Genomic DNA, 22,180 nt, shown 5'->3' on the forward strand with positions numbered 1-22,180 from the left:
CGCCGGTCGGCGATACGGGCATGGATCCGGGCCACCGCGAGCCGGGCTTTGGCCCGGTTGTTGGAGCCCTTCTGTTTGCGGGCCAGGTTCCGCTGAGCCTTGGCCAGCTTGCGCCGGTCGGCCTGCCCGTACCGCGGGTTGGCCACCTTGCCCTGCCCGTCGCTGATTCCGGGGATCGGGTGGGACAGGGTGAGCAGGCTGGTGATGCCCGCGTCCACACCGACCACGGCCGCGACCGGCGGCAGCGTCTTCACCGTCGGGTCCTCGATCAGGATGGAGACGAACCAGCGGCCGGCGGCGTCCCGGGACACCGTGACGGTCGACGGCTGCGCCCCTTCGGGCAGGGGCCGGGACCACACGATGTGCAGCGGGGTGTTCATCTTGGCCAGCGTGAGCTGACCGTCACGCCAACGGAACGCGGAGCGGGTGTATTCGGCCGACGCCCGGGACTTGCGCTTGGACTTGAACCGCGGGTACCGGGCCCGCTTGTCCCAGAACGCCATAAACCCGGCCTGCAAGTGCCGCAGCGTCTGCTGCAACGGCACCGAGGACACCTCGTTCAGGAACGCCAACTCCTGCGTGCGTTTCCACTCGGTCAGCCACCCCGACGACTCAACGTAGGTGGTGCGCCGGCGGTCCAGCGCCCACGCCCGAGTGCGTGCTTCCAGCGCCCGGTTGTACACCAGACGCACGCACCCGAACGTCCGGGACAACTGTTCGGCCTGTTCAGGAGACGGATAGAAGCGGTACTTGTACGCCCGCTTCACCACATCCCCCACGCCTCACATTTTACCGTCCATGTAAGACACTCATCGCAAGGGAGGGGCGACGTTTCCTCCCGGCCGTAAACGGCCGGGTTTCCACGCCGCAAATCCGATGAGGAAAGGCCGGTCAGCGGAGATCCCGTCTGACTGACCGGTCGAGACGGGCACTCGCTGTTCGTGGTGGTCGCCACCTACGAGCCGGCCTGACCGGCCGCGCGCGACCCGGCCTCGGGTACCGGGGTGGGGGTCGGGTCGCGACGCAGCCGGGCGCGGAGCCGGTCGACGGCGTCGCCGACCACCGCGCCGGTCATCGGCAGCAGTGGGCTGGACCGCATCACCGCCAGTTCCTCCGCCGGTGAGGTGCCGCCGTCGAGGAAGCGCAGCACCCGCTCCGGCGGGTTGCGGTCGAACAGCCGGGCGAAGAACTCGACCCCGCCGACGTGTCCGCGGTCCAGGGCGCGCAGTGCCACCGCGTCGAGCCACCGGTGCCGCCGGGGGTAGGCGGGCGCCGGCACCGGCGCCTGGCCGGCGGCGAGCGCCCGGGCTATCTGGTCGGCCTGCCGGAGCATGGCGGCGAAGGTGAACCCGGTCGACGGTCGGGTGGCGCCGCCGGCGGTGCCGAGCCGGACCACCCGGGGCGACGGGCGGGGCAGGAACGGGCCGTCGGTCATCGGGATGATCCCGTTCTCCACCTCGCGTACCCGCAGCGCGGTCAGGTCGAGGCCGAGCTGGGCGGCGTACCCGCGCAGTGCTGCGTCGTACCCGGCGTCGGTGAGCTGGGCGGGTGCGAACTCGGTGTACTCGACCAGCGCGTACCGGTCGTCGACCGGTAGCACGTAGCCGAAGGAGACGCCCCGGACGGGCTGCGGAGTGCGGAAGTCCATCAGCACCGCCCGGTCCGGGTCGAACGTGGGCCGGTCGGCCGCCAGCCACCAGCCGCGGAAATGCTGCAACCAGGTGGTCCGCCCGGGCCGCTCGGGCGGCCGTGGCCGCGAGTCGAGCACCCAGCCGGCCCGGACCAGCACCCGCCCGGCCGGGTCGTACACGGTCACCCGGTGGCCGTCGTCGTGCAGCGTCCCGGCCGGCGCGCCGATCCGCACGGCGCCGAGGCGGCGTTCGGCCGCGGCAGCCCGGTCGTAGACCGGGGCGGAGCGGATCATGGCGTACCGCAGCGGGTCGAGCGACAGGACCCGGCGGCCGGCGGGCGTGACCACGTCGACCCGTGACCAGCTGGCGGTCAGCAGCGGGTCGAGGTCGCCGCCCGGGGTGCCCCAGAACGCCCAGGTGCGATCCTGTCCCCGCTTGTGCACCGGGTCGACCACGGCGACCCGCAGGCCGGTCAGGTCATGCCGGTCCAGGGCGGCCAGCACCAGCGAGGCGGCGCCGCCGCCGCCCACCAGCGCGAGGTCGACGTCGACCGGGGACGGGTTCACCCGCCCACGCTGTCACATCCCTGTGCCCGTGCGGCGCGGCCCCACGACACACCGCCCGACCGGCCGGGCAGCGAGGCCGCTCAGGCGACGCTCGCCTGGGTTTCCGGCGCCGCCGGGGCCGAGCCGGATGCGTACGCGGCGGCGACCGTCGCCCGGTCGAAGACCCGCCAGGTCACCGCGATCACCACCAGCGCGACCACGAAACCCACCCAGTACGGCGCGGTGATCCCGAACCGGTTGGCGACCACCCCGCCGAGCAGCGCGCCGACGCAGTTGCCGCCGGCGGCGAGGAACAGGTTGGTGCTGCCCACCCGGCCCAGCAGCGCGGGCGGGGTGAGCCGCTGCCGCAGCGAGTTCGCCACCATGTTCCACAGCGCGCTGTGCACCCCGAAGACGAACAGCGCCAGCCCGACGACCACGGCGCTGCGCGAGGCGGCCAGAGCCAGGTGCAGACCGGCCTCGATCAGCAGACCGATCCGGATCGTCCAGGTCGCGGTGATCGCGGCGACGAGCCGGTCACCGACGGCCGAGCCGAGCAGCCCACCGATGGCAATGCAGGTGAACAGCGCGCCGTAGCCGACCGAGCCGAGACCCAGCCGGTCGGTGGCCAGCAGCACCAGCACCGCCAGGGCGGCGGTGAGGGTGACGTTGAGCATGCCGATCAGCAGCGTCATGGTGCGCAGCAGCCGCTGCGAGAGCAGCCACCGGAACCCCTCGGCGACCTCGGCGCGGACCGAACGGCGCCGGCCCGGCTCCAGCGAGCCGCGGTACGTCCCGGCGAGCAGCCCGACCAGCACGGCGCTGAGGGCGTACGTGCCGGCGTTGACGCCGAACGGGATGGCGGGGGCCACCACGAAGAGGAAGCCGCCGAGCGGGCCGGCGACCATGTTCTGCATCACCTGGGTGCCGCCGCCGAGCCAGCCGTTGGCCCGTTCCAGCCTCGACCGGGGCACCACCGCCGGCACGACCGCCTGGGCGGCGGTGCGGAACACCACCTCGCCGGTGTTGACCACGAACAGCACCGCGTACAGCAGTGCCACCCCGGCCCGGTCGGTGACCATCGCGGCGGCCAGCACCATCAGCACGGCCACCCGCACCCAGTCGATGACCACCATGAGCCGGCGCCGGTCCACCCGGTCCACGAGCACCCCGCCGGGCAGCGCGAACAGCAGCCACGGCAGCCACGCGACCGCGGCGCCCGCCGACACGATCAGCGGATCGTCGGTCCGCGACGCGACGTACAGCGGCGCGGCCACCGTCGCCATCCCGCTGCCCAGCGCCGACATGGTGCTGGCCGCCCAGAGCCGCGCGAAGCGCGCGCCCAACTGTTCCCCCGCAGTCCCCGTCACGGCCAGCGAACCTACCAGTGGTCGCGGCTTCCGCCGACCGGGTTACGGTGCGGGATCCGTCCACCGCACCACCGCCGCCTGTGCAGGTCGTGGAATCAGGCCCGCCACCACCACCGGACGCCAGGGTGGATGGGAAGATCATGCATGCCCGTCACCAATCCCTGGCTCGCCGGTCCCGCCCCCACCGCCCGCCTCGACCGGGAGCGCCTCGAGGAGCGGATCCTCAACCTGCTGCCGTCGCAGAACATGTGCGTGCTGGCCACCACCGGCCCGGACGGTCCCCTCGCCACCCCGGTGCGCTACTTCCACCTCGACTTCACCCTGATGTTCACCGCCGTGGCGACCTCGCCGAAGATGCGCAACCTCGCCGCCGACCCGCGCGTCTCCATCGGCGTCTTCGCTCCCCTGGTCGGGCAGGCCAGCAGCCGCGGCGCGCAGGTCTTCGGCCGGGCCCGGGTGCTCCATCCGGGTGACCCGGAGTTCGAGCACCACTGGCCGGCGTACCGGTGGCAGGCCGACCACGTGGAGCGGTCCCGGCCGCTGGACGAGCCGCCGACCGTGCCGCTGGTCGTGGTGCCGGCGCAGCGGATCGTCTACACCGAACACTGGCTGCGCCGCGACGGGTACGCGCCGCGCCAGTTCTGGCGGACCGCCGAAGGGTGACCTCGGGGCCGAGTGGGCGGCGCGCACCGTCACCCGACGCGGCCGGCGCCCACCAGGGCGGCGCCCAGTGCGGTACGCCAGTAGAGCACTTCCCGGCCGGACCGTCGTCTGGTCACGGCGCCCGCGTCCAGCAGCACCCGCAGGTGGTCGCCGACCGTGCCGAGGGAGAGGCCGGTGAGGGCCACCAGGTGCGAGGTGCTCAACGGAGTGTCCAACCGGGCCAGGATGGCCGCCCGGTTGGCGCCGATCAACCGCTCCAGCCCGTCCGGCGCCACCGCCCCGGCGTCGGCCAGCACCCCGCTGGCCGCGTAGACCATGCCGAACCGGGTGGGCCGGTCCCACACCACCCAGCCCCGGGCGCAGTGCGCCGGGACGAAGACGAGTTGCTCGGCCTGGTCGAGCGGCAGCGGCGGAGCCGGGTAGTCGTTGACCTGGAGGCAGCCGTCACCCACCCACCGCACGTTGCGGTTGAGGTCGGCGAAGACGCCCGCCCAGCCGTACGCGCTCAGCCGCGCGGTGCGGGCCACGATGTCGGCGCGCAGCCGGCGTTCCCGCTCCGGCCACTCGGGCTGTACGGTGTGCGTCCAGACCCAGTCCAGCAGGCCCACCACCTGGTCGGTGAGCCCGTCGCCCAGCAGCACCTCGGCCAGTGGCCCGGGCCGGGTCGCCCGCAGGTCGGCCCGGATCTGCTCGTCGCCGCGGCGCGCGACGGCGGCCAACTCCTCGGCGAACGTCGGGTTCGCCGCCTCGGGGGCGAGGGTGAGGAAATCGGCCGTCCACCGGGGCTGGAACGACGCCGCCAGCAACGCCCCCACCACCGGCCGGTCGGCCACCATCCGCTGGAACGCCTCGGCGTAGGGCCGGCGCCAGGCCCGCTGCCAGGGTCGACGCGGATCGTTCAGCGCCCGCAACGCGGCGACCGTGTCGGTCATCGGGGAGACCGTGAACCGGCTCCGCGCGAGCAGGTCCGCCGGCACCTGCCAGACACCCATGTTTCGCCTCCAGGCGTAACTCTACGGGCCCGGCGCGCCGGCCTGAAGGATCCTCGGCGTGAGGACGTACTCCGATCTCTTCGCGGTCCGCGAGTTCCGAAACCTGTTCGTCGCCAACTGCGCCGGCCTCGCCGCGCACACCACCTCGGCGCTTGCGTTGGGCTCGCTGACCTACGCGGCGACCGACTCCGCCCTGCTCACCGCGCTGAGCGTGTTCGGCGCTCCGCTGGCCGGCGTGCTCGGCAGCCTGACCCTGCTGTCCGCCGCCGACAGCCTGCCACCGCGCCGAGCGTTGACCCTCGCCGCGCTGATCGCCACCGCCGGCGCGGCCCTCCAGGCGGTGCCGACACTTCCGCTGTGGGCCCGATTCGCCATCATCTTCGGCACCGCGTACGCCGGCTCGATCACCAGCGGCGCGCGCTGGGCGATGATCAGCGACATGCTGCCGCCCGGCGCGTACGTGCTCGGCCGGTCGACGATGAACACGAGTGTCGGTGTCATGCAGATCGCCGGGTTCGGGGCGGGTGGCGTGCTGCTGGTCTGGCTCAGCCCGTACCAGGTGTTCCTGATCGCCGCGGCGCTGCGGGCCGTGGCCACCGCGCTGGGCTGGTTCGGCCTGGCCGAACGGCCGGCCCGGGCGAGCGAACGGGCGTCGACGGCCCGCACGCTGCGGATCAACCGGGAACTGTGGGCCGACCCGCGCCGCCGGTCGCTCTATCTGAACCTGTGGGTGCCCAACGGTCTCGTGGTGGGCTGCGAGGCGCTGTTCATCCCGTACGCCGGGGCGCGGGCCGGCTTCCTGTTCGCCGCGGGTGCCCTCGGCATGCTCGCCGGTGACGTGGTCGTCGGGCGGTTCCTCACGCCGGCCCAGCGGGACTGGGCCGTCCGGCCGCTGCGGTTGCTGCTCGCCCTGCCGTACCTCGCCTTCGTCGTGCACCCCGCGCTGCCGCTGGCGATGCTCGTCGCGCTGGTCGCCTCGGCCGGTTTCGCCGCGTCGCTGCCGTTGCAGGAGCGGCTGATCGCCCACTCACCGGAGCGGATGCGGGGACAGGTGCTCGGCCTGCACCAGAACGGCATGATGGCCGGCCAGGCGGTGTTCGCGGCAATGGCCGGCGTGATCGCCGACCGGCTGCCGGCCAGCTGGGCCGTGGCGGCGATGGCCGGCCTGTCTCTGGTAGCCACCGTGGCGCTCACCCGGGGACTGCGGCAAACCGAGGCCGCGTCTGGGGCTGAGCCGGAGACGGCACCGCCTCTCGCCCCGACGCCCGACGGACGTTAGGAGGCCAGCCCCTCCCCCACCGGTCCCGGCGAGGATCGGACGGTCCGGGTAGGCCTGTCCCACCGCCACCGCTGGGGAGCGCGACGCTCACCTCAGCGGGCGGAAGTGGTGCCGGACCAGGTACGCCGTGGTCTGCAGGCCGATCCGTGCCCCCTGCAGGTCGGCGCTGCGGGTGTGGATGCCGCCCCACACCCGGGCGTCGATGACCTCGGTGAGCGCCTGCGAGAAGCTGCTGAAGTGTCTTCTCGTGCCGGAGTCGCTGCTGTAGGCGCTGAAGGCGATGTCGTCCCGGCCGAAGAAGTACGCCAACGCCGACATGGTGGCGCCGGTGTTGCAGGTGTGGCCGGACGTGTAGTCGGGGTGCGGTGGCGTGACCAGCAGCGGTGTCCAGGCGGGATCGGCGAGCGTACCCGGGTTGCCGTCGGTGTCGCCCAGGCGGATCGCGGTGATGGGCCGCCAGCGGTTCCACGTCTCCTTCTCGTTGAAGCAGGCGATGACGGCGTCCGCCTCGGCGAGGTCCACCATGGCGAACATGCGTGCCGCCTGGAGAGCGTTCAGCCGCTGGGTGGTCACGAGTTGGCGCTTGATCTCCCACTCGCCCAGGCGCCGGTCGTGCCACCAGATCGCCGCCTCGGTCTGGTCGGTGGTGCGGACCGTGCTGGTGGCCGAGCCCACCGTCTTGACCTCGTTGTAGTCCCTGGCGTACTGCGCGCTGGTGAGCGCGGGCGGGCCGGAGGTGCGAAAGACCGACGCGCGGGGAAGGACGAACGGCGTCATGTGGCCGACCCAGCCGCCGTCGTTGGCGAACGACGGTGGCGTGGGCCGCCACTGGCCGGGCTCGGTCCCGACGGGGAAGGTCTGCGGACCGAACGCCCCGTCGTCGCGTCGGGCGTCGATCATCGCGGCGGCGGCCCGCGTGCCGATGTCGATCCCCCGTTGTCTGGCGGGGCCGGCCGGGATCGCGGCGAGCGACTCGTCGTACTTCGCGCGGAGGGCGTCGTGCTGCTCGGGGAAGATCGCGTCGAGCACCCGGTACGCCGCGGCGGCCACGGCGGCATCGACGGACTCGGAGCCGTCGGCCGGCGGTGCGGTCAGGTACGGCTGGTACGGCGTGCCGGCGATGGCGTTCACCGCGTCGTAGATGGCGCCGTGCACCATCGCGGCACCGCGCGACTGCACCTGCGGCGCCTGCCGTGCGGTGTCCCAGATCGCCGTCTCGGCGTGGCGATCCCAGGTGAGCACGGCTTGCGCCGACCCGGTCGCCCCTGCGGCCTGCGCGGCCGGCGATGTGACCGCCAGCGAAGACCCGGCGGCCAGGACGGTGGCGACGACCGCGGATGCCGCTCTGCGCACGGTGCGAACCCTGCTTGTCATGATGTTTCTCCTTGCTGCTTCCAACCCGTCAGTTCACCCCGTGTCACGAGGTCACAGCATTGAGCAACATGACTATAGGTGCTCGCATCAGTGCGGGTCGATAGGCCAGATGGCCGCCACCCCCTGCGGCATACTGCCGGGCATGCGCGTGCCGTTCCCGGAGCCCGGCCCGTCGTCCGACGTGCCGGCCCTGTTCCTCACCTATCTCGACTACTACCGGGACACGGTCGCCGACCGGCTCGCCGGGCTGACCGACGCGCAGGCCCGCACCGCCCGGGTGCCCTCGGGCTGGACGCCGGTCGAGCTGGTCAAGCACCTGACGTTCATGGAGCGGCGCTGGCTGGTCTGGGGGTTCCTCGGCGAACCGGTGCCGGACCCGTGGGGCGACCGCGCCGACGACCGCTGGCACGTCGGCCCGCACGAGAGGGTCGCCGACCTGGTGACCGCCCTGCGCCGGGGCGGGGCACGGACCCGGCAGATCGTCGAGGCGACCCCGCTGAGCGCGCCCGCCGCGCTGGGCGGCCGGTTCACCGACGAGGCCAGCCGGCCGACGCTGGCCGCGATCCTCTTCCACGTGCTGCAGGAGTACGCCCGGCACGCCGGTCACCTCGACATCGTCCGCGAGCTGAACGACGGACGCACCGGGGAGTGACCGGCGGGCCGGCGTACCGGCCACGCGGATGTGCTGCAGCTCGACCTTGCGGGCCTTCCCGATGACGGTGAGCGGGAAGGCGTCCGTCCCTGCTTGATGGCAGATCTTCAGCTGGCTGGGCGTGTCACACCCGCTAACGCGTCCTAGGAGGCTGGGTTCCCATCTCGCCGTGCCTCACCGTTCCAGTGGACAGGCAGCCATCCGGCTGCCTATGGTGAGGAAAGGCAACCTCCTGGCTGCCTTTAGCGAGGGTGGGTGAGCGGTGGACGAGGTGTTCCGGGCGTTGGCGGACCCGAGCCGTCGCCGGCTGCTCGACAGCCTGAACGTCCGCAACGGGCAGAGCCTGCGCGAGCTGTGCGCCGGGCTCGACATGACCCGGCAGTCGGTGAGCAAGCACCTCGCCGTGCTGGAGGCGGCCGGGCTGGTGACCACGACGCGACGGGGGCGCGAGAAGCTGCACCACCTCAACGCGGCCCCGATCAACGCCGTCGCCGACCGCTGGATCGGCCGGTACCACCGCGAACGGGCGCGTGCCCTCGCCGACCTGCAGAGAGCATTGGAGCGGGAGCCCATGGAGAACCCCACGTTCGTCTACACCACGTACATCCGGACCACGCCGGAGCAGCTCTGGCGGGCGCTGATCGAGCCGGAGTTCACCCGCCGCTACTGGGGCGGGGCGGCGCTGGTCTCCGACTGGCGGGTCGGGTCGCCGGTGCTCTGGCAGGACGCGCCCGACACGGAGCCGAAGGACATCGGCCAGCGGGTGCTGGTGGCCGAACCGTACCGCCGCCTCTCCTACAGCTGGCACGGCTTCCAGCCCGAGCACGCGGCCCACTTCGGCTGGTCGGACGAGGAGCTCGCCGAACGCCTCCGGGAACGGCGGTCGAAGGTGACCTTCGACCTCGCGCCGTACGGCGAGGCGGTCCGGCTGACCGTGACCCACGACGACTTCTCCCCCGACAGCGAGATGCACCGGGCGATCAGCGGCCAGCTCGACGGCAGCGGCGGCTGGCCGGAGCTGCTCGCCAGCCTGAAGAGCCTGCTGGAGACCGGCGAGCCGCTGCCGGAGCCGGTTCCGGCCGGCTGACCACGCGGACGCTCGGCCGGGCCGGGGATGCCGCCCCCGTCGCGGCATCCCCGATCGGGCCGCGCCCGTCGGGTCAGCGCCCGGCGGTGCGGGGCAGCAGCGGGACGAGGACGGCGGCGGCCACCAGGTGCATCGCGACCAGCGTCACCGTCGCGGCCGTACCCACTCCCCCACCCAGCGGCCCGAGCAACGACACCAGCAGCACCACCACGGCGACGCCGAGCCAGACGGCTCGCGCCCGGACGGTGAACCGCTCCAGCAGGGCGAGCAGCGCCCAGCCCGCCAAGCCGGCCAGCAGCGTGGCGACGCCGACCACGACCGGAGTCACCGGCTGATCCGTCCCGCCGGTGCGGGCCACCAGATCCACCCCGGCGACGGGGACGGCGACGGCCCAGACGACCAGGGTGGCGGCGGTGGCGGCGAGCACCGCCAGCATCCGTCGGCGCCCAGGGCGGCCGGCGGTGACCGGGAGAGTCGTCACAGTGTTCATCGGCACGTACCTCCATTGGGTGCGGACCCGGGGCCGGATCCGTGGACGACCTTCAGTGGCACGCTAGGCGCGGACGGGCGGGCCGCGGATCGCGCCGCGGACGGGTTCGCCGGTCAGTCCCGGGACCAGGTCCAGCCCCCGATCTCCGTCCCGCGACCGATGAGGCCGGGCGCGCCGGCGGCCTAACATCCGCGTTGTGAACTGCCGGTCCTCATCCCGTTTCCTGCTGCTGCTCGACGGCGGCATCGCCACCGTGATGTTCGGCGTCGCACTGGCCGTGGCGCTCACGCCGGGGATCGGCCCCGCCTCGGCGGGCGGAACCGCCGCCGCGCTCGGCCTCGCCGTCGGACAGGCCAGCTGCCTGCTCTGGATCCGCCGACGACCCGGGTACGCGCTGGCGGTGGCCGCGCTCGCCGGGATCGGGCTGGAGGCGTTCTGCCCCCAGCTGGGCTGGCTCGGCCTGGTCGCCGTTCCGTTGGCGTACGTGGCGCGGCTGCGTCCGCCCCGGATCTCCCTGGTCGCGCTGGCGCTGCTGGTCGCCCCCACGCCGTGGAAGCTGGTCACCGGTGGGTGGCGGGACCTGCTGCTCGCAGTGACCGCGTTGGGCCTGAGCTGGGCCCTCGGCGAGCTGCAACGCGGTCACGCCCACCGGCTGCGCGACCGACAGCGGCAGGTGCTGTCCCGGGAGCGGGAGCGGATCTCCCGCGAACTGCACGACGTGGTGGCCCACCACGTCGCCGTCATCGCGGTGCAGGCCGCCGCCGCCGAGGACGTCTTCGACGCCCACCCGGAGCGGGCCCGGGCCGCGCTCGGATCGATCAGTGCGGCCGCTCGGTCCGCGCTCACCGAACTGCGGGCGATGCTGCACGCCCTGGCCACCGACGACGGGTCTGGTCCGGACGGGCCGCAGCCGGGCCTCGCGCAGCTCGACGCCCTCGCCGACGCCGTCCGAGCGGTCGGCCTCCAGGTGACGATGAGCCGGGACGGCACCGCCGACGATCTCCCCGGCGGGGTGCAGTTGTCGGCGTACCGGATCGTGCAGGAATCGCTGACCAACGCGCTACGGCACAGCCAGGCCACCCGGGCCGACGTCAGCGTGCGGTACGACGACGGGGTGCTGCGGCTGGAGGTGGTCGACGACGGCCCGGCGGCGCCCCGGCGGCCCGGCGCGGGTACGGGCCGGGGCATCGTCGGCATGCGCGAGCGGGCCCGGCTGCTGGGCGGCACCCTGGACGCCGGTCCGCTGCCGGCCGGTGGGTTCCGCGTCCAGGCCAGGCTGCCGGTGGGGGTGGCCCGGTGAGCGTCCGGGTGGTGATCGCCGACGACCAGGACCTGATCCGCGCCGGCCTGACGATGATTATCGACGCGCGGCCCGACCTGACGGTGGTCGGGGAGGCCGCCGACGGCGTCGAGGCGGTCGCGGTGGTGAATCGGACCCGGCCCGACGTGGTGCTGATGGACGTCCGGATGCCCCGGCAGGACGGCATCGCCGCCACCCGGGAGCTGGTGGCCGCCGGCAACCCCGCCCGCGTCGTCATGCTCACCACGTTCGACCTGGACGAACACGTCTACGCCGCGCTGCGCGCCGGAGCCAGCGCCTTCCTCCTCAAGGACACCCGCCCGGCGGACCTGGCCGAGGCGGTGCGGGTGGTGGCGCGCGGCGAGGCGCTGCTGGCCCCCACGGTGACCCGGCGGCTGCTCGACCGGTTCGCCGACCGGCTGCCCGGCCCGGCGGCCACCCCGGCGCGACTGGCCGCGCTGACCGCCCGCGAGGTGGAGGTGCTGACCCTCACCGCGCGGGCGCTGTCCAACGCGGAGATCGCGGAACGGCTGTTCCTGAGCACCGCCACGGTGAAGACGCACGTCTCCGCCATCCTCACCAAGCTCGGCCTGCGCGACCGGATCCAGGCGGTGGTCTTCGCGTACGACGTGGGTCTGGTGCGCCCCGAGCCGCCGGCCCGCTGACCCCGTCGCCGCGCATCTGCCTCGCCCTGACGGCGACGCTGTGGGTCGCGGCGATCACCTCGCACGGCCCTGGCTGACCGTCACCGGCCCGGCCGGGGCCGCTGCGTCCCGGGCCTGGCCAGTCGGGTCCGGTGGACCCCGGCCCGCAGCTCGTCATCGCCCATGACCAGATAGACCAGCGGGCAGTCCGGCGGCCCGGTGACGTCGAGCTGACACAGCGTGCACGGCTCGCCCGGACGGATCGGGCAGCTGGCCGACGCTCTGGTGGCGTTCACGCCGACCATCGTTCTCCGGGTCGGACGGCGCGGGTAGGGCCGTTGGTCACGGCAGCGGCCCGGCCCGGAAGGCTGCGGTCTGCTCCCACGGGCCGCCCCCTCCGGGCCGCCCTGGGCGGCACCCGCCCGTGACCTGAGGCTATCCAACGGCGGCCGGGCCACGCGGCCGAACCGGGTGCGGTGGGGCGGAATGTTCGCCACCGCCACCAGCAGGACGGGTGGCGGTGGAACGGCATGGAGAGTCCTCGGGCTGGTTGACCGCTCACTCCCCCATGACCGGATCAGGACAGCGCACCGTCACCGGAACGGCACAGGCGGCGCAAGGGGTGCCGCGGCGTCCGGGTGCTCCGGGCGCGGGTGGGCGGGCATGTCCGGCGCTCCCCGGCGGGAGGGAGGACACGTGACGGCAACGAGGATTTCTCATTTACGCCGAGTGACCGCCGCAACCCTCCTAGTGTTGGCCACACCGGTGCTAGTCACGGAGTTGGCCACCCGAACGGCGTCCCACGCAGTCAGCGGACGAAAAGTGAGGGAAGACGCGGATGAAGGCACAGAGAATTCTCGGATCGGCGGCGGTCGGCGTGGGCCTCGGCACACTCCTGCTCCCGGCCGCCGCGCTCGCGGACACCACGGTATCGCCCGCCACCACCCCGGTCGGCGGGACGGTCGTGCTCACCACGACGGAGTGCAACCCGAAGGACGGTGACGCGATCTTCCACGTCACCGGGCCCAACCGGGACGAGAACGTGCGGTCCACCACCGCCGCGGCCGGCGGCGGACTGAGCGCGGAACTCTTCACCGCCGGGTTCACCCTCGGCACGTACACGGTCACCACCACCTGCGGCAACGGCAGCAACGGCGGCACGGCCACCTTCACCGTCATCGCCATCGGCGCCACGCCGATCGGCGGCGCCCCGGCCGGGGCCGGCGGCAAGGGCGGCGACACCGGAGTGCTCGCCGCGGGCGGCGCGCTGGCCGCCGCGGCGGTCGCCGGCGGGACGTACGTGTTGGTGCGCCGCCGACGGCGCGCGACCACCGTCGCCTGACGGCCTCGCCACACCATCCCTGAGCGAGGGTGCCCGCGCCGGGCGGCAACCGGCGCGGGCGCCACTCCCACGTCGGACGGAGGTGGGCACCTGTCGCCACAGAGCAGCCCCGGTGACGGGCCGTCGAAGGCCCGGACCGCCGCCATCGTCGCCGCGGTGACCATCGCCGGTGCCACCGGCGCCGGAATGGTCGCCGCCGGTCTCGGCACCACCTCCCCGCGGCCACCGCAGCCGGGTGCCGCAGTGGCCCCGACCGCCGAACGTTCCGGTCCGCCCGGGCCGGTGCTCCCCCGCTCCGACCCGGTCCGCATCACCATCCCCCGCATCGGCGTCGACGCCGGCATCATCCCGGTCGCCACCGACGCCGACGGCGCGCTGGAGGTGCCGCCGCTGGAGTACCCGGAGATCGTCGGCTGGTACCGCCCCGGCGCCACCCCGGGGGAGGCGGGCAACGCGGTCATGGTCGGGCACGTCGACTCGGACCACGGCCCCGCGGTCTTCTTCGACCTGGGTCGGCTCCGTCCGGGCGACACCGTCCGGGTCACCCGCGCCGACGGCCGGGTCGCCTCGTTCACCGTGGACGGTGTCGGGGCGTACCCGAAGGACCGCTTCCCCACCGACCGGGTGTACGGCGGCGGCACTGACGCCCGGTTGCGCCTGATCACCTGCGGCGGCCGGTTCAACCCGCGTACCGGTAGCTATCCGGACAACATCGTCGTCTTCGCCACCGCCACCCGCTGACGGCAGCCGGACACCACCGGCCCCTCCCCACGCCGTACCGTGGGCCGTCAGTTCCCGGCGGACGGCGGCTCCCGGTCGCGGCGCGGCAACGCGCCGAGCTGGAGTTGCCGATGGAGGTGCGCGGTGGACCGGTCGGCGGCACGGACCCGGCAGCGTGGACGGCGGTTGCCCGCCCTGCTCGCCCGCCTGCTGGGGCGCCCGGTGGGCCCGGCGGCGGCCGCGGCGCCACGGTCCAATCCGGACGCGGTGGTGGACTGCGCGGTCTACGTCTCCGGCCGGCGGGAGCCGGGCCGGCCGCACTACGCTGACGCGTACGCGCAGGCCCGCCGCACCCGGCGGTCGTTCGTCTGGCTCGGGCTGCACGAACCCGGGGCCGCCGTGCTGGCCGCGGTCGGGCGTACGTTCGGACTGGACGAGCTGAGCGTCGCGCAGGCCCTCGCCGACGGGCACCGCCCCACCGTGCAGCGGCACGGCGAGGTGACCCTGCTGGTGCTGCGCACCGCCGGCTACGTCGAACACGCCGAGCTGACCGACACCTCGGAGGTGATCGACACCGGGGACGTGCTGGTGTTCCTCGGCGACCGGTTCGTGATCACCGTGCGGCACGGCGCGACGGGCACCCTCACTCCCGTGCGCGAGGACATCCAACGCCGGCCGGGCGTGCTGGCAGAGGGGCCGTGGGCGGTCGCGTACGCGGTCTGCGCCCGGATGGTCGACCTCTACCTGGAGGTCGCCGGACACCTGGAGCGGGACCTGGAGCGGGTCGAGGAACGTGTCTTCGCCCGCGACCGCGACGCCGACATCCAGCAGATCTACCAGCTCAAACGAGAGGTGGTGGAGTTCAAGCGGGCGGTGCTGCCGTTGCCCGCGCCACTGCGCGCCCTGCTGGAGCAGCGGGACGGCCCGCCGCCGGCGCTGCACCGCTGGTTCGCCGACGTGGAGGGCCGGCTCGCCCGCGCGGTGGAGCAGATCGGCACGTACGACGATCTGCTCAACTCCCTTCTGCAGGCCCGGCTGGCGAAGCTCGCGGTGGACCAGAACAACGACATGCGCAAGATCGCCGCCTGGGCGGCTATCGCCGCGACCCAGACCGCGGTGGCCGGCATCTACGGCATGAACTTCGCCCACATGCCCGAGCTGGGCTGGCGGTACGGCTACCCGGGCGCCGTGCTGGTGATGGCGCTGGCCGCGTTCACCCTGTACCGGCTGTTCCGCCGCTCCGGCTGGCTGTGAGGGCACCCGGTCTGAGGTCGGACAGTTCCTGGTCGAGCAGTTCGGCCAGGCGGGCCACCCGCCGCGGGTCGGACTCGGCGGTGATGCCGCGACTGGGCATCTCCACCGTCATCAGCAGGTACAGGTACAGCCGGTACAGACTCAGGCGGCGACGCGTTCCGGTGTCCAGGGGGAACGGCGCGATCGTCCGGTACGCCCGCACCACGGGGTCGTCCAGCTCGTCCTCGGTACGCCGGAACAACAGCGGCGACACCAGGTCCATCAGCGGGTCGCCCCACAGGTATCGCTCGCCGTCGACCAGACCGCTGAGTCGGGGCGTACCGTCCGGGCCGGCGACCGCGAGCACGTTGCCCGCCCAGCCGTCGAAGTGCAGCAGCGCCGGGCGGCGTACCGCGTCGAGCACGGGAGCGTGCCGGTCGACGAGTTCCCGGACCCGGTCCGCCGGCACCGGCAACGGCACCCGCCAGTCCGCCGCGTCGGCGAGCAGATCGTCCAGCATGGCCAGATACGCGCCCCGCCAGGTGTCGGCGCCCGCGCGGCCGCCGTCGTAGCCGTACCGGTCGCCGGTGATCCCGTGCACGGCGGCCAGCGCGACGCCGAACTCGGCCCGGACCTCGTCGGTGTCGTCGCCGGCCTGGGTCAGCTCCCACAGGCTGCGGCCGGGTAGCAGGCCGGTGAGCAGCCAGTCACCCAGCACCGGGTCGCTGCCGTGGTGAAGCAGCGGCGGGACGGGAACGGCGGGCGCGCGCTCGGTGACCAGCCGCAGGTAGCGGGCCTCGGCGCCGACCAGGTCGTGCTCGTAGCGCAACAGCGGCACCTGTGCCGGCGGCCCCACCTTGAGCACCACCGCGCGCCCGTCGGCCAGGTTCACCCACCAGACGGCGGCGAAGCCGCCGCCGGTCATCGGCCCGCATCCGGTCACCTGGGGCGCGGGGCCGAGGGACGCGGCGACGTACCGGCGGACCAGGTCCGGGTCGAGGCGGCGTTGCGTCGGGCTCATCCGGCCGCCCACCCCGTCCGGCCGCTGCGGATCCCCGTCGTCAGCTCCATGTTCCGTCCCACGCTAACGGTTCCGCCGGCCCGGCGGTGTCCCGCGACCACCGTGCGGGCCGCCGAGGTCCTCGCCGACCGGTGCCAGGAAGAGAGCCGTACCTCCGCCAGTGGGCCAACTGCGGCTGGGCCGGATCCGCGTTTGGTCGCCCGGTTCGGGGGAAGACACCGGCCCGCCGAGCGTGCCGGCCGGCGGACGCCCGGGCGTCCCCGGGCCACCGGCGCGGACGACGCAGCCGAGGAGGAGTGACGATGGCCCAGGCGGCGACCAGGCCCAGCAGCGCCCGGAAGGTCACCGGCGCGCGGAAGGCCCCGATGCCGAACAAGGCCGCGGCGAAGAAGGCCACGACCGCCGCGAAACGGGCCACCGGGGCCACCCAGGCGAAGACGCCCGGTGGCAAGCCGACCCCGACGACGGCCCGAGCCGCCCGGAAGAAGGCCACCGCGGCCACGGCGACCCCCGCCCGGACGAAGAAGGTGCCCGCCACGAAGGCGCCGGCGACGAAGGCGCCGGCCACGAAGGCAGCGGCGAAGAAGGCGCCCGCGAAGAAGGCCACGGCGAAGCGGGTCGCCGCGAAGGCGCCGGCCAAGCGGGCGACGGAGGCGTCGCTGACCCGCACGACCGCCGCGAGCCGGGCCCCGGCGAAGGCGGCGAAGAAGGCCACTACGATGGCGTCGTTCGGCAAGCGGAACACGGCGAGCACGCCCGGCCGCAAGCCGGTGGGCAGGGCGACCCGCGCGCCGCGCTGACCGGTCGACGAGAATGGCCGGGTGGCGAAGCGCGCTGGCCGCCGGAGCGCGGCCGTTCCGATCGAAACCTGTCCGTGCGGCTCCGGTGTGCCGTACACGGACTGTTGCGGCCCGGTCCACCAGGGCGCGTCGACGGCGGCGACCGCCGAGGCGTTGATGCGCTCCCGGTACAGCGCCTTCGCCGTCGGAGACGCCGACTACCTGCTGCGCAGCTGGCACTCCAGCACCCGGCCGGCGCGGCTGCGGCTGGCTCCGGGGCAGCGGTGGACCCGGCTGGAGATCCTCGGGACCGACCGGGGTGGCCTCTTCGACACCACCGGCACAGTCCGGTTCCGCGCCCACTACCGCGAGGCGGGCCGCCCGGGCTCGCTGGACGAGCAGAGCCGTTTCGTCCGGGAGGACGGCCGCTGGGTCTATCTCGACGCGCTGCCCGACTGATCATCGGCGCCGCCCGCTCGCGCCGCCACCGGCCCGGTGTCTCGGCGTCGCCGCCCCGCACCCCGGGCCGGCGGCGGCCGGTCAGCGGCCGGCGGTCGCCGTGCCCAGCAACGGCAGGCCGAGCCGCTCGATCGCCGCCGTGACCAGTTCGGCGGGTGCTGCCGTCACCTGCAGCACCACCCCGGACTCGTCCGGGTCCAGCTGCTCCAGGGTGGCCCGTTGCGAGTCGAGGAGGCTCGCCGGCATGTAGTGCCCGACCCGCCGGCTCAACCGGTCCCGGATCAGCTCCGCCGTCCCGTCCAGGTGGAGGAACTCCACGTCCGGCGGCCCCTGCCGCAGCACGTCCCGGTAGGCGCGCTTCAGCGCCGAGCAGGCCAGGATGGTGGAGACCCCCTCGGCGTGCCGGTCGGCCATCCAGCCGGCCAGGGCGCGCAGCCAGGGCCAGCGCTGCGCGTCGTCGAGCGGAATGCCGGCCCGCATCTGCGCCACGTTTGCCGCCGAGTGGAACTCGTCCGCCTCGGCGAACCGCAGCCCGGTCAGCTCACTGATCCCCCGGGCCACCGTCGTCTTGCCCGCCCCGGACACGCCCATCACCACGACGTGCCGGGTGGACCGCCGCTCACCAGTCATGGACGGTGCCGTCCTTGAGCCGGTTGTACGGCAGGTACGCCGGCTGGTACGGGAACCGGGCAGCGGCCTCCTCGTCGAGTTCCACGCCGAGGCCGGGCTGCTCTCCCGGGTGCAGGTACCCGTCGGCGAAGGTGAACGACTGGCGGAACACCTCGTTGGTGAGCGCCCCGTGCTGCATGTACTCCTGGATGCCGAAGTTGTGGATGGCCAGGTCCAGGTGCAGCGCGGCGGCCATGCCGACCGGCGAGATGTCGGTGGGGCCGTGGATACCGGACTTGATCTGGTACTGGGCGGCGAAGTCGAGCAGCTTGCGCATGGCCGTGATGCCGCCGGTGTGGGTGACGGCGGACCGGACGTAGTCGATCAGCTGTTCCCGGATCAGGGTCTGGTAGTCCCAGACGGTGTTGAAGATCTCGCCGATGGCCAGCGGGGTGGTGGTGTGCTGACGGACCAGCCGCAACGCCTCCTGGTTCTCGGCCGGGGTGCAGTCCTCCAGCCAGAACAGGTCGTACGGTTCGAGGGCCTTGCCGAGCTTGGCGGCCTGGATGGGGGTCATCCGGTGGTGCCCGTCGTGCAGCAGCGGCAGCTCGGGGCCGAACTCGTTGCGCACCGCCTCGAAGACGCCGGGCAGGTGGCGCAGGTAGGCGCGGGTGTCCCAGTCCTCCTCGGCGGGCAGCGGGGTGCGCTGGGCCGGCTCGTAGTCGTAGCGCTTGCCGTCGGCGCTGGGCTGCGCGGCCACCCCGTAGACGGCGTTGATGCCGGGCACCGAGGTCTGCACCCGGATCGACCGGAAGCCGAGGTCGAGGTGGTGGCGGATCGAGTCGAACAGCTCCGGCAGGTCCCGGCCGGAGGCGTGCCCGTAGGCCATGATGCCGGTCCGGGAGGCGCCGCCGAGCAGCTGGTAGAGCGGCATCCCGGCGGCCTTGGCCTTGATGTCCCAGAGGGCGACGTCCACGGCCGCGATGGCGGCCATGGTGACCGGGCCGCGCCGCCAGTACGCCGACCGGTAGAGGAACTGCCAGGTGTCCTCGATCTGGTGCGGGTCCCGCCCGATCAGCAGGGGGACGACGTGATCGGCCAGGTAGGACGCGACGGAGAGTTCGCGCCCGTTGAGGGTGCCGTCTCCCAGTCCGGTCAGCCCCTCGTCCGTGGTGATCTTGAGGGTGACGAAGTTGCGGTCGGGGCTGGAGACGATGACGTCCGCTGCGACGATCTTCACGCGGGTGCCTTTCTCGGGGTGGATCAGCGAAGGGTGCTGCCGGGCAGCAGGTCGTCCAGGAGGGACAGCTCGTCGCGCCGCGGCAGGGCTTCCCAGTCGCCGTGCCCGGCGACGGCGAAGGCGCCGAGGGTGACCGCGCGGTGCAGCCGCCCGGCCAGGTCGAGTCCGTCCAGGTGGCCGGAGAGGTAGCCGGCGGTGAAGGCGTCCCCCGCGCCGACGGTGTCGACCGCCGTCACGGGCAGCGCCGCCGCGTGCTGGCAGCCGTCCCGGGTGTACGCGCGGGCGCCGTCGCCACCGAGCTTCACCAGCACGGTCGACACACCCCGGTCCAGCAGCCCGGCCACCACGGTCTGCTCGTCGGCGCCCGGCGCGCCGACGAGGTCCAGCTCGTCCGCGGAGGCCACGACGACCGAGACGTGGTCGGCGAGCGGGGCGAGCACCGCCCGGGCGGCGTCCCGGCTCCACAGCTTCGCCCGGTAGTTGACGTCGAGGCAGACCAGTGACCCGGCCCGGGCGGCGCTCTCCGCCGCCCACGTCGTGGCCTCCCGGGCGCTGTCGGACAGCGCCGGGGTGATCCCGGTCAGGTGCAGCACCCGCGCCCCGGCAGCCAGGGCGGCCCGCAGGTCGTCGACGCGGAGCGCCGATCCGGCCGACCCGGCCCGCTGGTAGATCACCCGGGTCAGGTCGGCGGTGCGCCGCTCCAGGAACATCAGCCCGGCCGAGCGCTGCGGATCGCGGGTCACGTACGCCACGTCGACGCATTCGGCACGCAGCTGCCGCAGCAGGAACCCGCCCAACTCGTCGTCGCTGACCCGGCCGACGAAGGCCGCGCGGTGCCCGAGCCGGGACACGCCGACGGCCACATTGCACTCCGCTCCGGCGAGGTGCGGCGTGAGCGGGCTGCTGGCGGTGAGCGGCCCGGCCGAGCGCAGCGAGACCAGGGCCTCGCCGAACGTGAGCAGGTCGACGGCGGTCATGAGGTGGCAGCCAGGTAGGCGCGGGCCCGTTGCCGCAGGGCGTCGAGGTCGCCGCCGGAGGCCGCGTCGCCAACCAGCGGCCCGCCCACGCCGACGGCGATCGCCCCGGCGGCGAAGTAGCCGGGCAGGTCGGCCAGACCCACCCCGCCGACCGCGACGAACGGGATGTCCGGGAACGGGTCGCGCACCGCCTTCAGGTACGCCGGACCCCCCACCGACACCGGGAACAGCTTGATCGCCGACGCCCCCATCCGCATCGCGGTGTACGCCTCGGTCGGGGTGAACGCGCCGGCGGCGACGGGCAGGCCGCGCCGCGCCGCCTCGGGGATCGACTCGACCACGGCCGGCGTCACGACGAACTGCGCGCCCGCGGCGGCCACGTCGGCGACGTCGGCGGCGGTGAGCACCGTCCCGGCGCCGACCAGGGACCCGGCGGGCGCGGCCGCGCGCAGCGCCTCGACGGCCGACGCCGCGTTCGGCGTGGTGAGGGCCACCTCGACAATGCGTACGCCCTCTTCCAGCAGGGCGGTGCCGGCGGCGATCGCACCGGCGGTGTCGGTGCCCCGGATGACCGCGAGGATCCGGGCGGCGGCGAGTTCAGCGGTGAGATTGACGGTCATGTGGTCACCATTCCGCGTAGGAGCCGTCGCGGTGCCGCCAGGTGGGGCTGCGCCAGGCGTGGCCGCGCTTGTCCGCCGCCCGCACCGCGTCTTCGTCGATCTCGATGCCGAGGCCGGGTCCCGTGAGCCGCTCGACGTAGCCGTCGACGAAGCTCAGCGGCTTCTTGTCGAGGCAGTAGTCGAGCACCTCGGCGCCGAGGTTGTAGTGGATGCCGATGCTCTGCTCCTGGATCAGGTAGTTCGGCGTGGCGAAGCCGACCTGCAGGCAGGACGCCAGGGCGATCGGGCCGAGCGGGCAGTGCGGCGCGAGCTGTACGTCGTACACCTCGGCCAGCGCGGCGATCTTGCGGACCTCGGTGATGCCACCCGCGTGCGAGAGGTCCGGCTGGGCGACCGCGATGCCGGCCTGGAGCACCGGCAGGAACTCCTGCCGGTTGTAGAGCCGCTCCCCGGTGGACACCGGCGTGGTGGTGGCGCGGACCAACTCGCCGATGAGGTGCGAGTTCTCCGGAACCACCGGCTCCTCAAGAAAGAACGGCCGGAAGGGCTCGAGCAGCGGGGCAACCCGGCGGGCGGTGGCGAGGCTGAACCGGCCGTGGAAGTCGACCGCGACGTCCCGCTGATCACCGAGTACCTCGCGGGCCGCGGCCACCCGCTGGACCACCCCGTCGAGTTCGGCCACCGAGGCCACCGGGCTCATCCGACCCGAGGCGTTCATCTTCACCGCGGTGAGGCCCGTCTCGACGGCGGCGCTGATCTGGTCGCGGACCTCACTGGGCTCGTCGCCGCCGACCCAGCCGTACACCCGGATCCGGTCCCGGACCGGGCCGCCGAGCAGCTGGTGCACCGGGGCGCCGTAGTGCTTGCCGGCGATGTCCCACAGCGCCTGGTCGAGGCCGGCCACGGCGCTGGCCAGGATCGGCCCACCGCGGTAGAACGAGCCCTTGGTCATGACCTGCCAGTGGTCCTCGATGCGTAGCGCGTCCTGGCCGATCAGCAGTTCGCTGAGCTGCTCGACGGCGGTGCGGACGGTCTCGGACCGGCCCTCGCAGGTCGCCTCGCCCCAGCCGACGATCCCGTCGGTGGTCTCGACGCGGACGAAGAGCCAGCGGGGGGCGACGAGGAAGGTCTCGATGCGTGCGATGGTGGTCAT

Annotated in this window: 24 protein-coding genes; 11 read left to right on the top strand and 13 right to left on the bottom strand. The window is 73.7% G+C overall.

The features are described from left to right. The 3 genes from ABZ783_RS19920 to ABZ783_RS19930 form a co-directional block, all read right to left on the bottom strand. The coding region (locus tag ABZ783_RS19920) for a transposase (RefSeq protein WP_357440208.1) at positions 1-779 on the bottom strand (779 nt) is incomplete at its 3' end. 176 nt (positions 780-955) lie between these two features. Beyond that, positions 956-2,197, bottom strand: a complete 1,242-nt coding sequence (locus ABZ783_RS19925; protein ID WP_357440211.1) for a lycopene cyclase family protein — start codon at positions 2,195-2,197, stop codon at positions 956-958. 80 nt (positions 2,198-2,277) lie between these two features. Then, a complete protein-coding gene (locus tag ABZ783_RS19930) occupies positions 2,278-3,546 on the bottom strand; it encodes an MFS transporter (protein ID WP_357440213.1) in 1,269 nt (422 codons plus the stop codon). A 144-nt stretch (positions 3,547-3,690) separates the two neighbouring features. On the opposite strand from ABZ783_RS19930, the gene ABZ783_RS19935 reads away from it, so the two are divergent. Further along, complete coding sequence (locus ABZ783_RS19935) at positions 3,691-4,209, top strand: pyridoxamine 5'-phosphate oxidase family protein (protein WP_357440215.1); 519 nt, start codon at positions 3,691-3,693, stop codon at positions 4,207-4,209. A gap of 29 nt (positions 4,210-4,238) precedes the next feature. Here the strand turns inward: ABZ783_RS19935 and ABZ783_RS19940 are convergent, their stop codons facing one another. Next, a complete protein-coding gene (locus ABZ783_RS19940; protein ID WP_357440217.1) occupies positions 4,239-5,201 on the bottom strand; it encodes a winged helix-turn-helix domain-containing protein in 963 nt (320 codons plus the stop codon). A gap of 58 nt (positions 5,202-5,259) precedes the next feature. On the opposite strand from ABZ783_RS19940, the gene ABZ783_RS19945 reads away from it, so the two are divergent. Continuing rightward, a complete protein-coding gene (locus tag ABZ783_RS19945; RefSeq protein ID WP_357440220.1) occupies positions 5,260-6,480 on the top strand; it encodes an MFS transporter in 1,221 nt (406 codons plus the stop codon). 87 nt (positions 6,481-6,567) lie between these two features. On the opposite strand, the gene ABZ783_RS19950 is transcribed toward ABZ783_RS19945, so the two are convergent. After that, the gene (locus tag ABZ783_RS19950; RefSeq protein ID WP_357440223.1) at positions 6,568-7,854 is read right to left on the bottom strand and encodes a vanadium-dependent haloperoxidase; all 1,287 of its coding nucleotides are present in this window, start codon (positions 7,852-7,854) and stop codon (positions 6,568-6,570) included. 142 nt (positions 7,855-7,996) lie between these two features. On the opposite strand from ABZ783_RS19950, the gene ABZ783_RS19955 reads away from it, so the two are divergent. Both ABZ783_RS19955 and ABZ783_RS19960 read left to right on the top strand, forming a co-directional pair. Further along, complete coding sequence (locus tag ABZ783_RS19955) at positions 7,997-8,506, top strand: DinB family protein (protein WP_357440225.1); 510 nt, start codon at positions 7,997-7,999, stop codon at positions 8,504-8,506. Between the two features lie 262 nt (positions 8,507-8,768). Continuing rightward, the gene (locus tag ABZ783_RS19960; RefSeq protein ID WP_357440228.1) at positions 8,769-9,593 is read left to right on the top strand and encodes a metalloregulator ArsR/SmtB family transcription factor; all 825 of its coding nucleotides are present in this window, start codon (positions 8,769-8,771) and stop codon (positions 9,591-9,593) included. A 73-nt stretch (positions 9,594-9,666) separates the two neighbouring features. On the opposite strand, the gene ABZ783_RS19965 is transcribed toward ABZ783_RS19960, so the two are convergent. Beyond that, positions 9,667-10,083, bottom strand: a complete 417-nt coding sequence (locus ABZ783_RS19965) for a DUF6069 family protein (RefSeq protein WP_357440230.1) — start codon at positions 10,081-10,083, stop codon at positions 9,667-9,669. A 196-nt stretch (positions 10,084-10,279) separates the two neighbouring features. Between ABZ783_RS19965 and ABZ783_RS19970 the strand changes: the two genes are divergently transcribed. Together ABZ783_RS19970 and ABZ783_RS19975 are read left to right on the top strand one after the other, a co-directional pair. Then, on the top strand, positions 10,280-11,383 hold the full coding sequence (locus ABZ783_RS19970) for a histidine kinase (RefSeq protein WP_357440233.1): 1,104 nt from the start codon (positions 10,280-10,282) through the stop codon (positions 11,381-11,383). Then, positions 11,380-12,048: a response regulator transcription factor gene (locus tag ABZ783_RS19975; protein WP_357440235.1), complete on the top strand. Its 669-nt coding sequence runs from the start codon at positions 11,380-11,382 to the stop codon at positions 12,046-12,048. The genes ABZ783_RS19970 and ABZ783_RS19975 overlap by 4 nt, the downstream gene beginning before the upstream one ends. An 80-nt stretch (positions 12,049-12,128) precedes the next feature. Here the strand turns inward: ABZ783_RS19975 and ABZ783_RS19980 are convergent, their stop codons facing one another. Further along, a complete protein-coding gene (locus tag ABZ783_RS19980; RefSeq protein ID WP_357440237.1) occupies positions 12,129-12,323 on the bottom strand; it encodes a DUF6767 domain-containing protein in 195 nt (64 codons plus the stop codon). Between the two features lie 542 nt (positions 12,324-12,865). Between ABZ783_RS19980 and ABZ783_RS19985 the strand changes: the two genes are divergently transcribed. The 3 genes from ABZ783_RS19985 (at position 12,866) to ABZ783_RS19995 (ending at position 15,343) form a co-directional block, all read left to right on the top strand. Beyond that, the gene (locus ABZ783_RS19985) at positions 12,866-13,369 is read left to right on the top strand and encodes a hypothetical protein (RefSeq protein ID WP_357440240.1); all 504 of its coding nucleotides are present in this window, start codon (positions 12,866-12,868) and stop codon (positions 13,367-13,369) included. 156 nt (positions 13,370-13,525) lie between these two features. Next, complete coding sequence (locus tag ABZ783_RS19990) at positions 13,526-14,110, top strand: class F sortase (RefSeq protein WP_357440243.1); 585 nt, start codon at positions 13,526-13,528, stop codon at positions 14,108-14,110. A 123-nt stretch (positions 14,111-14,233) separates the two neighbouring features. Next, positions 14,234-15,343 (top strand): magnesium and cobalt transport protein CorA, encoded by a 1,110-nt coding sequence (locus tag ABZ783_RS19995; RefSeq protein WP_357440246.1) that lies wholly within the window; start codon positions 14,234-14,236, stop codon positions 15,341-15,343. Here ABZ783_RS19995 and ABZ783_RS20000 read toward each other — a convergent pair. After that, complete coding sequence (locus ABZ783_RS20000; protein ID WP_357440249.1) at positions 15,303-16,343, bottom strand: aminoglycoside phosphotransferase family protein; 1,041 nt, start codon at positions 16,341-16,343, stop codon at positions 15,303-15,305. The two genes, ABZ783_RS19995 and ABZ783_RS20000, sit on opposite strands and share 41 nt — an antisense overlap. Before the next feature lie 302 nt (positions 16,344-16,645). Between ABZ783_RS20000 and ABZ783_RS20005 the strand changes: the two genes are divergently transcribed. Both ABZ783_RS20005 and ABZ783_RS20010 read left to right on the top strand, forming a co-directional pair. Then, positions 16,646-17,143 (top strand): hypothetical protein, encoded by a 498-nt coding sequence (locus tag ABZ783_RS20005; protein ID WP_357440252.1) that lies wholly within the window; start codon positions 16,646-16,648, stop codon positions 17,141-17,143. Positions 17,144-17,164: 21 nt separating this feature from the next. Next, a complete protein-coding gene (locus ABZ783_RS20010) occupies positions 17,165-17,581 on the top strand; it encodes a YchJ family protein (RefSeq protein ID WP_357440255.1) in 417 nt (138 codons plus the stop codon). An 81-nt stretch (positions 17,582-17,662) separates the two neighbouring features. On the opposite strand, the gene ABZ783_RS20015 is transcribed toward ABZ783_RS20010, so the two are convergent. Genes ABZ783_RS20015 through dgoD form a run of 5 tightly spaced genes read right to left on the bottom strand, consistent with a single transcriptional unit; the run spans position 17,663 to position 22,180 of the window. Beyond that, a complete protein-coding gene (locus ABZ783_RS20015; RefSeq protein WP_357440258.1) occupies positions 17,663-18,211 on the bottom strand; it encodes a gluconokinase in 549 nt (182 codons plus the stop codon). Then, the gene (manD, locus tag ABZ783_RS20020) at positions 18,201-19,430 is read right to left on the bottom strand and encodes a D-mannonate dehydratase ManD (protein ID WP_357440261.1); all 1,230 of its coding nucleotides are present in this window, start codon (positions 19,428-19,430) and stop codon (positions 18,201-18,203) included. Before manD ends, ABZ783_RS20015 begins: the two co-directional genes overlap by 11 nt. A 23-nt stretch (positions 19,431-19,453) precedes the next feature. Continuing rightward, positions 19,454-20,407 carry a sugar kinase gene (locus ABZ783_RS20025; protein WP_357440263.1) on the bottom strand — a complete coding sequence of 318 codons (954 nt, stop codon included), beginning with the start codon at positions 20,405-20,407 and terminating at the stop codon, positions 19,454-19,456. After that, positions 20,404-21,027 carry a bifunctional 4-hydroxy-2-oxoglutarate aldolase/2-dehydro-3-deoxy-phosphogluconate aldolase gene (locus ABZ783_RS20030; protein ID WP_357440265.1) on the bottom strand — a complete coding sequence of 208 codons (624 nt, stop codon included), beginning with the start codon at positions 21,025-21,027 and terminating at the stop codon, positions 20,404-20,406. The genes ABZ783_RS20025 and ABZ783_RS20030 overlap by 4 nt, the downstream gene beginning before the upstream one ends. A 4-nt stretch (positions 21,028-21,031) precedes the next feature. Further along, entirely contained in the window at positions 21,032-22,180 is a 1,149-nt protein-coding gene (gene dgoD, locus ABZ783_RS20035) for a galactonate dehydratase (protein ID WP_357440267.1), read from the bottom strand.

The organism is Micromonospora sp. NPDC047738 (genome assembly GCF_040642675.1).
In the GTDB taxonomy this organism is placed as follows: Bacteria; Actinomycetota; Actinomycetes; order Mycobacteriales; family Micromonosporaceae; genus Micromonospora.

Bases quoted from the DNA above. Each gene is read 5' to 3' on its own strand.
- ABZ783_RS19935 (WP_357440215.1), top strand. From the start codon at position 3,691: ATGCCCGTCACCAATCCCTGGCTCGCCGGTCCCGCCCCCACCGCCCGC.
- ABZ783_RS19940 (WP_357440217.1), bottom strand. From the start codon at position 5,201: ATGGGTGTCTGGCAGGTGCCGGCGGACCTGCTCGCGCGGAGCCGGTTC.
- ABZ783_RS19950 (WP_357440223.1), bottom strand. From the start codon at position 7,854: ATGACAAGCAGGGTTCGCACCGTGCGCAGAGCGGCATCCGCGGTCGTC.
- ABZ783_RS19955 (WP_357440225.1), top strand. From the start codon at position 7,997: ATGCGCGTGCCGTTCCCGGAGCCCGGCCCGTCGTCCGACGTGCCGGCC.
- ABZ783_RS19965 (WP_357440230.1), bottom strand. From the start codon at position 10,083: ATGAACACTGTGACGACTCTCCCGGTCACCGCCGGCCGCCCTGGGCGC.
- ABZ783_RS19985 (WP_357440240.1), top strand. From the start codon at position 12,866: ATGAAGGCACAGAGAATTCTCGGATCGGCGGCGGTCGGCGTGGGCCTC.
- ABZ783_RS20000 (WP_357440249.1), bottom strand. From the start codon at position 16,343: ATGAGCCCGACGCAACGCCGCCTCGACCCGGACCTGGTCCGCCGGTAC.
- ABZ783_RS20005 (WP_357440252.1), top strand. From the start codon at position 16,646: ATGGCCCAGGCGGCGACCAGGCCCAGCAGCGCCCGGAAGGTCACCGGC.
- ABZ783_RS20015 (WP_357440258.1), bottom strand. From the start codon at position 18,211: ATGACTGGTGAGCGGCGGTCCACCCGGCACGTCGTGGTGATGGGCGTG.
- ABZ783_RS20025 (WP_357440263.1), bottom strand. From the start codon at position 20,407: ATGACCGCCGTCGACCTGCTCACGTTCGGCGAGGCCCTGGTCTCGCTG.
- ABZ783_RS20030 (WP_357440265.1), bottom strand. From the start codon at position 21,027: ATGACCGTCAATCTCACCGCTGAACTCGCCGCCGCCCGGATCCTCGCG.
- dgoD (WP_357440267.1), bottom strand. From the start codon at position 22,180: ATGACCACCATCGCACGCATCGAGACCTTCCTCGTCGCCCCCCGCTGG.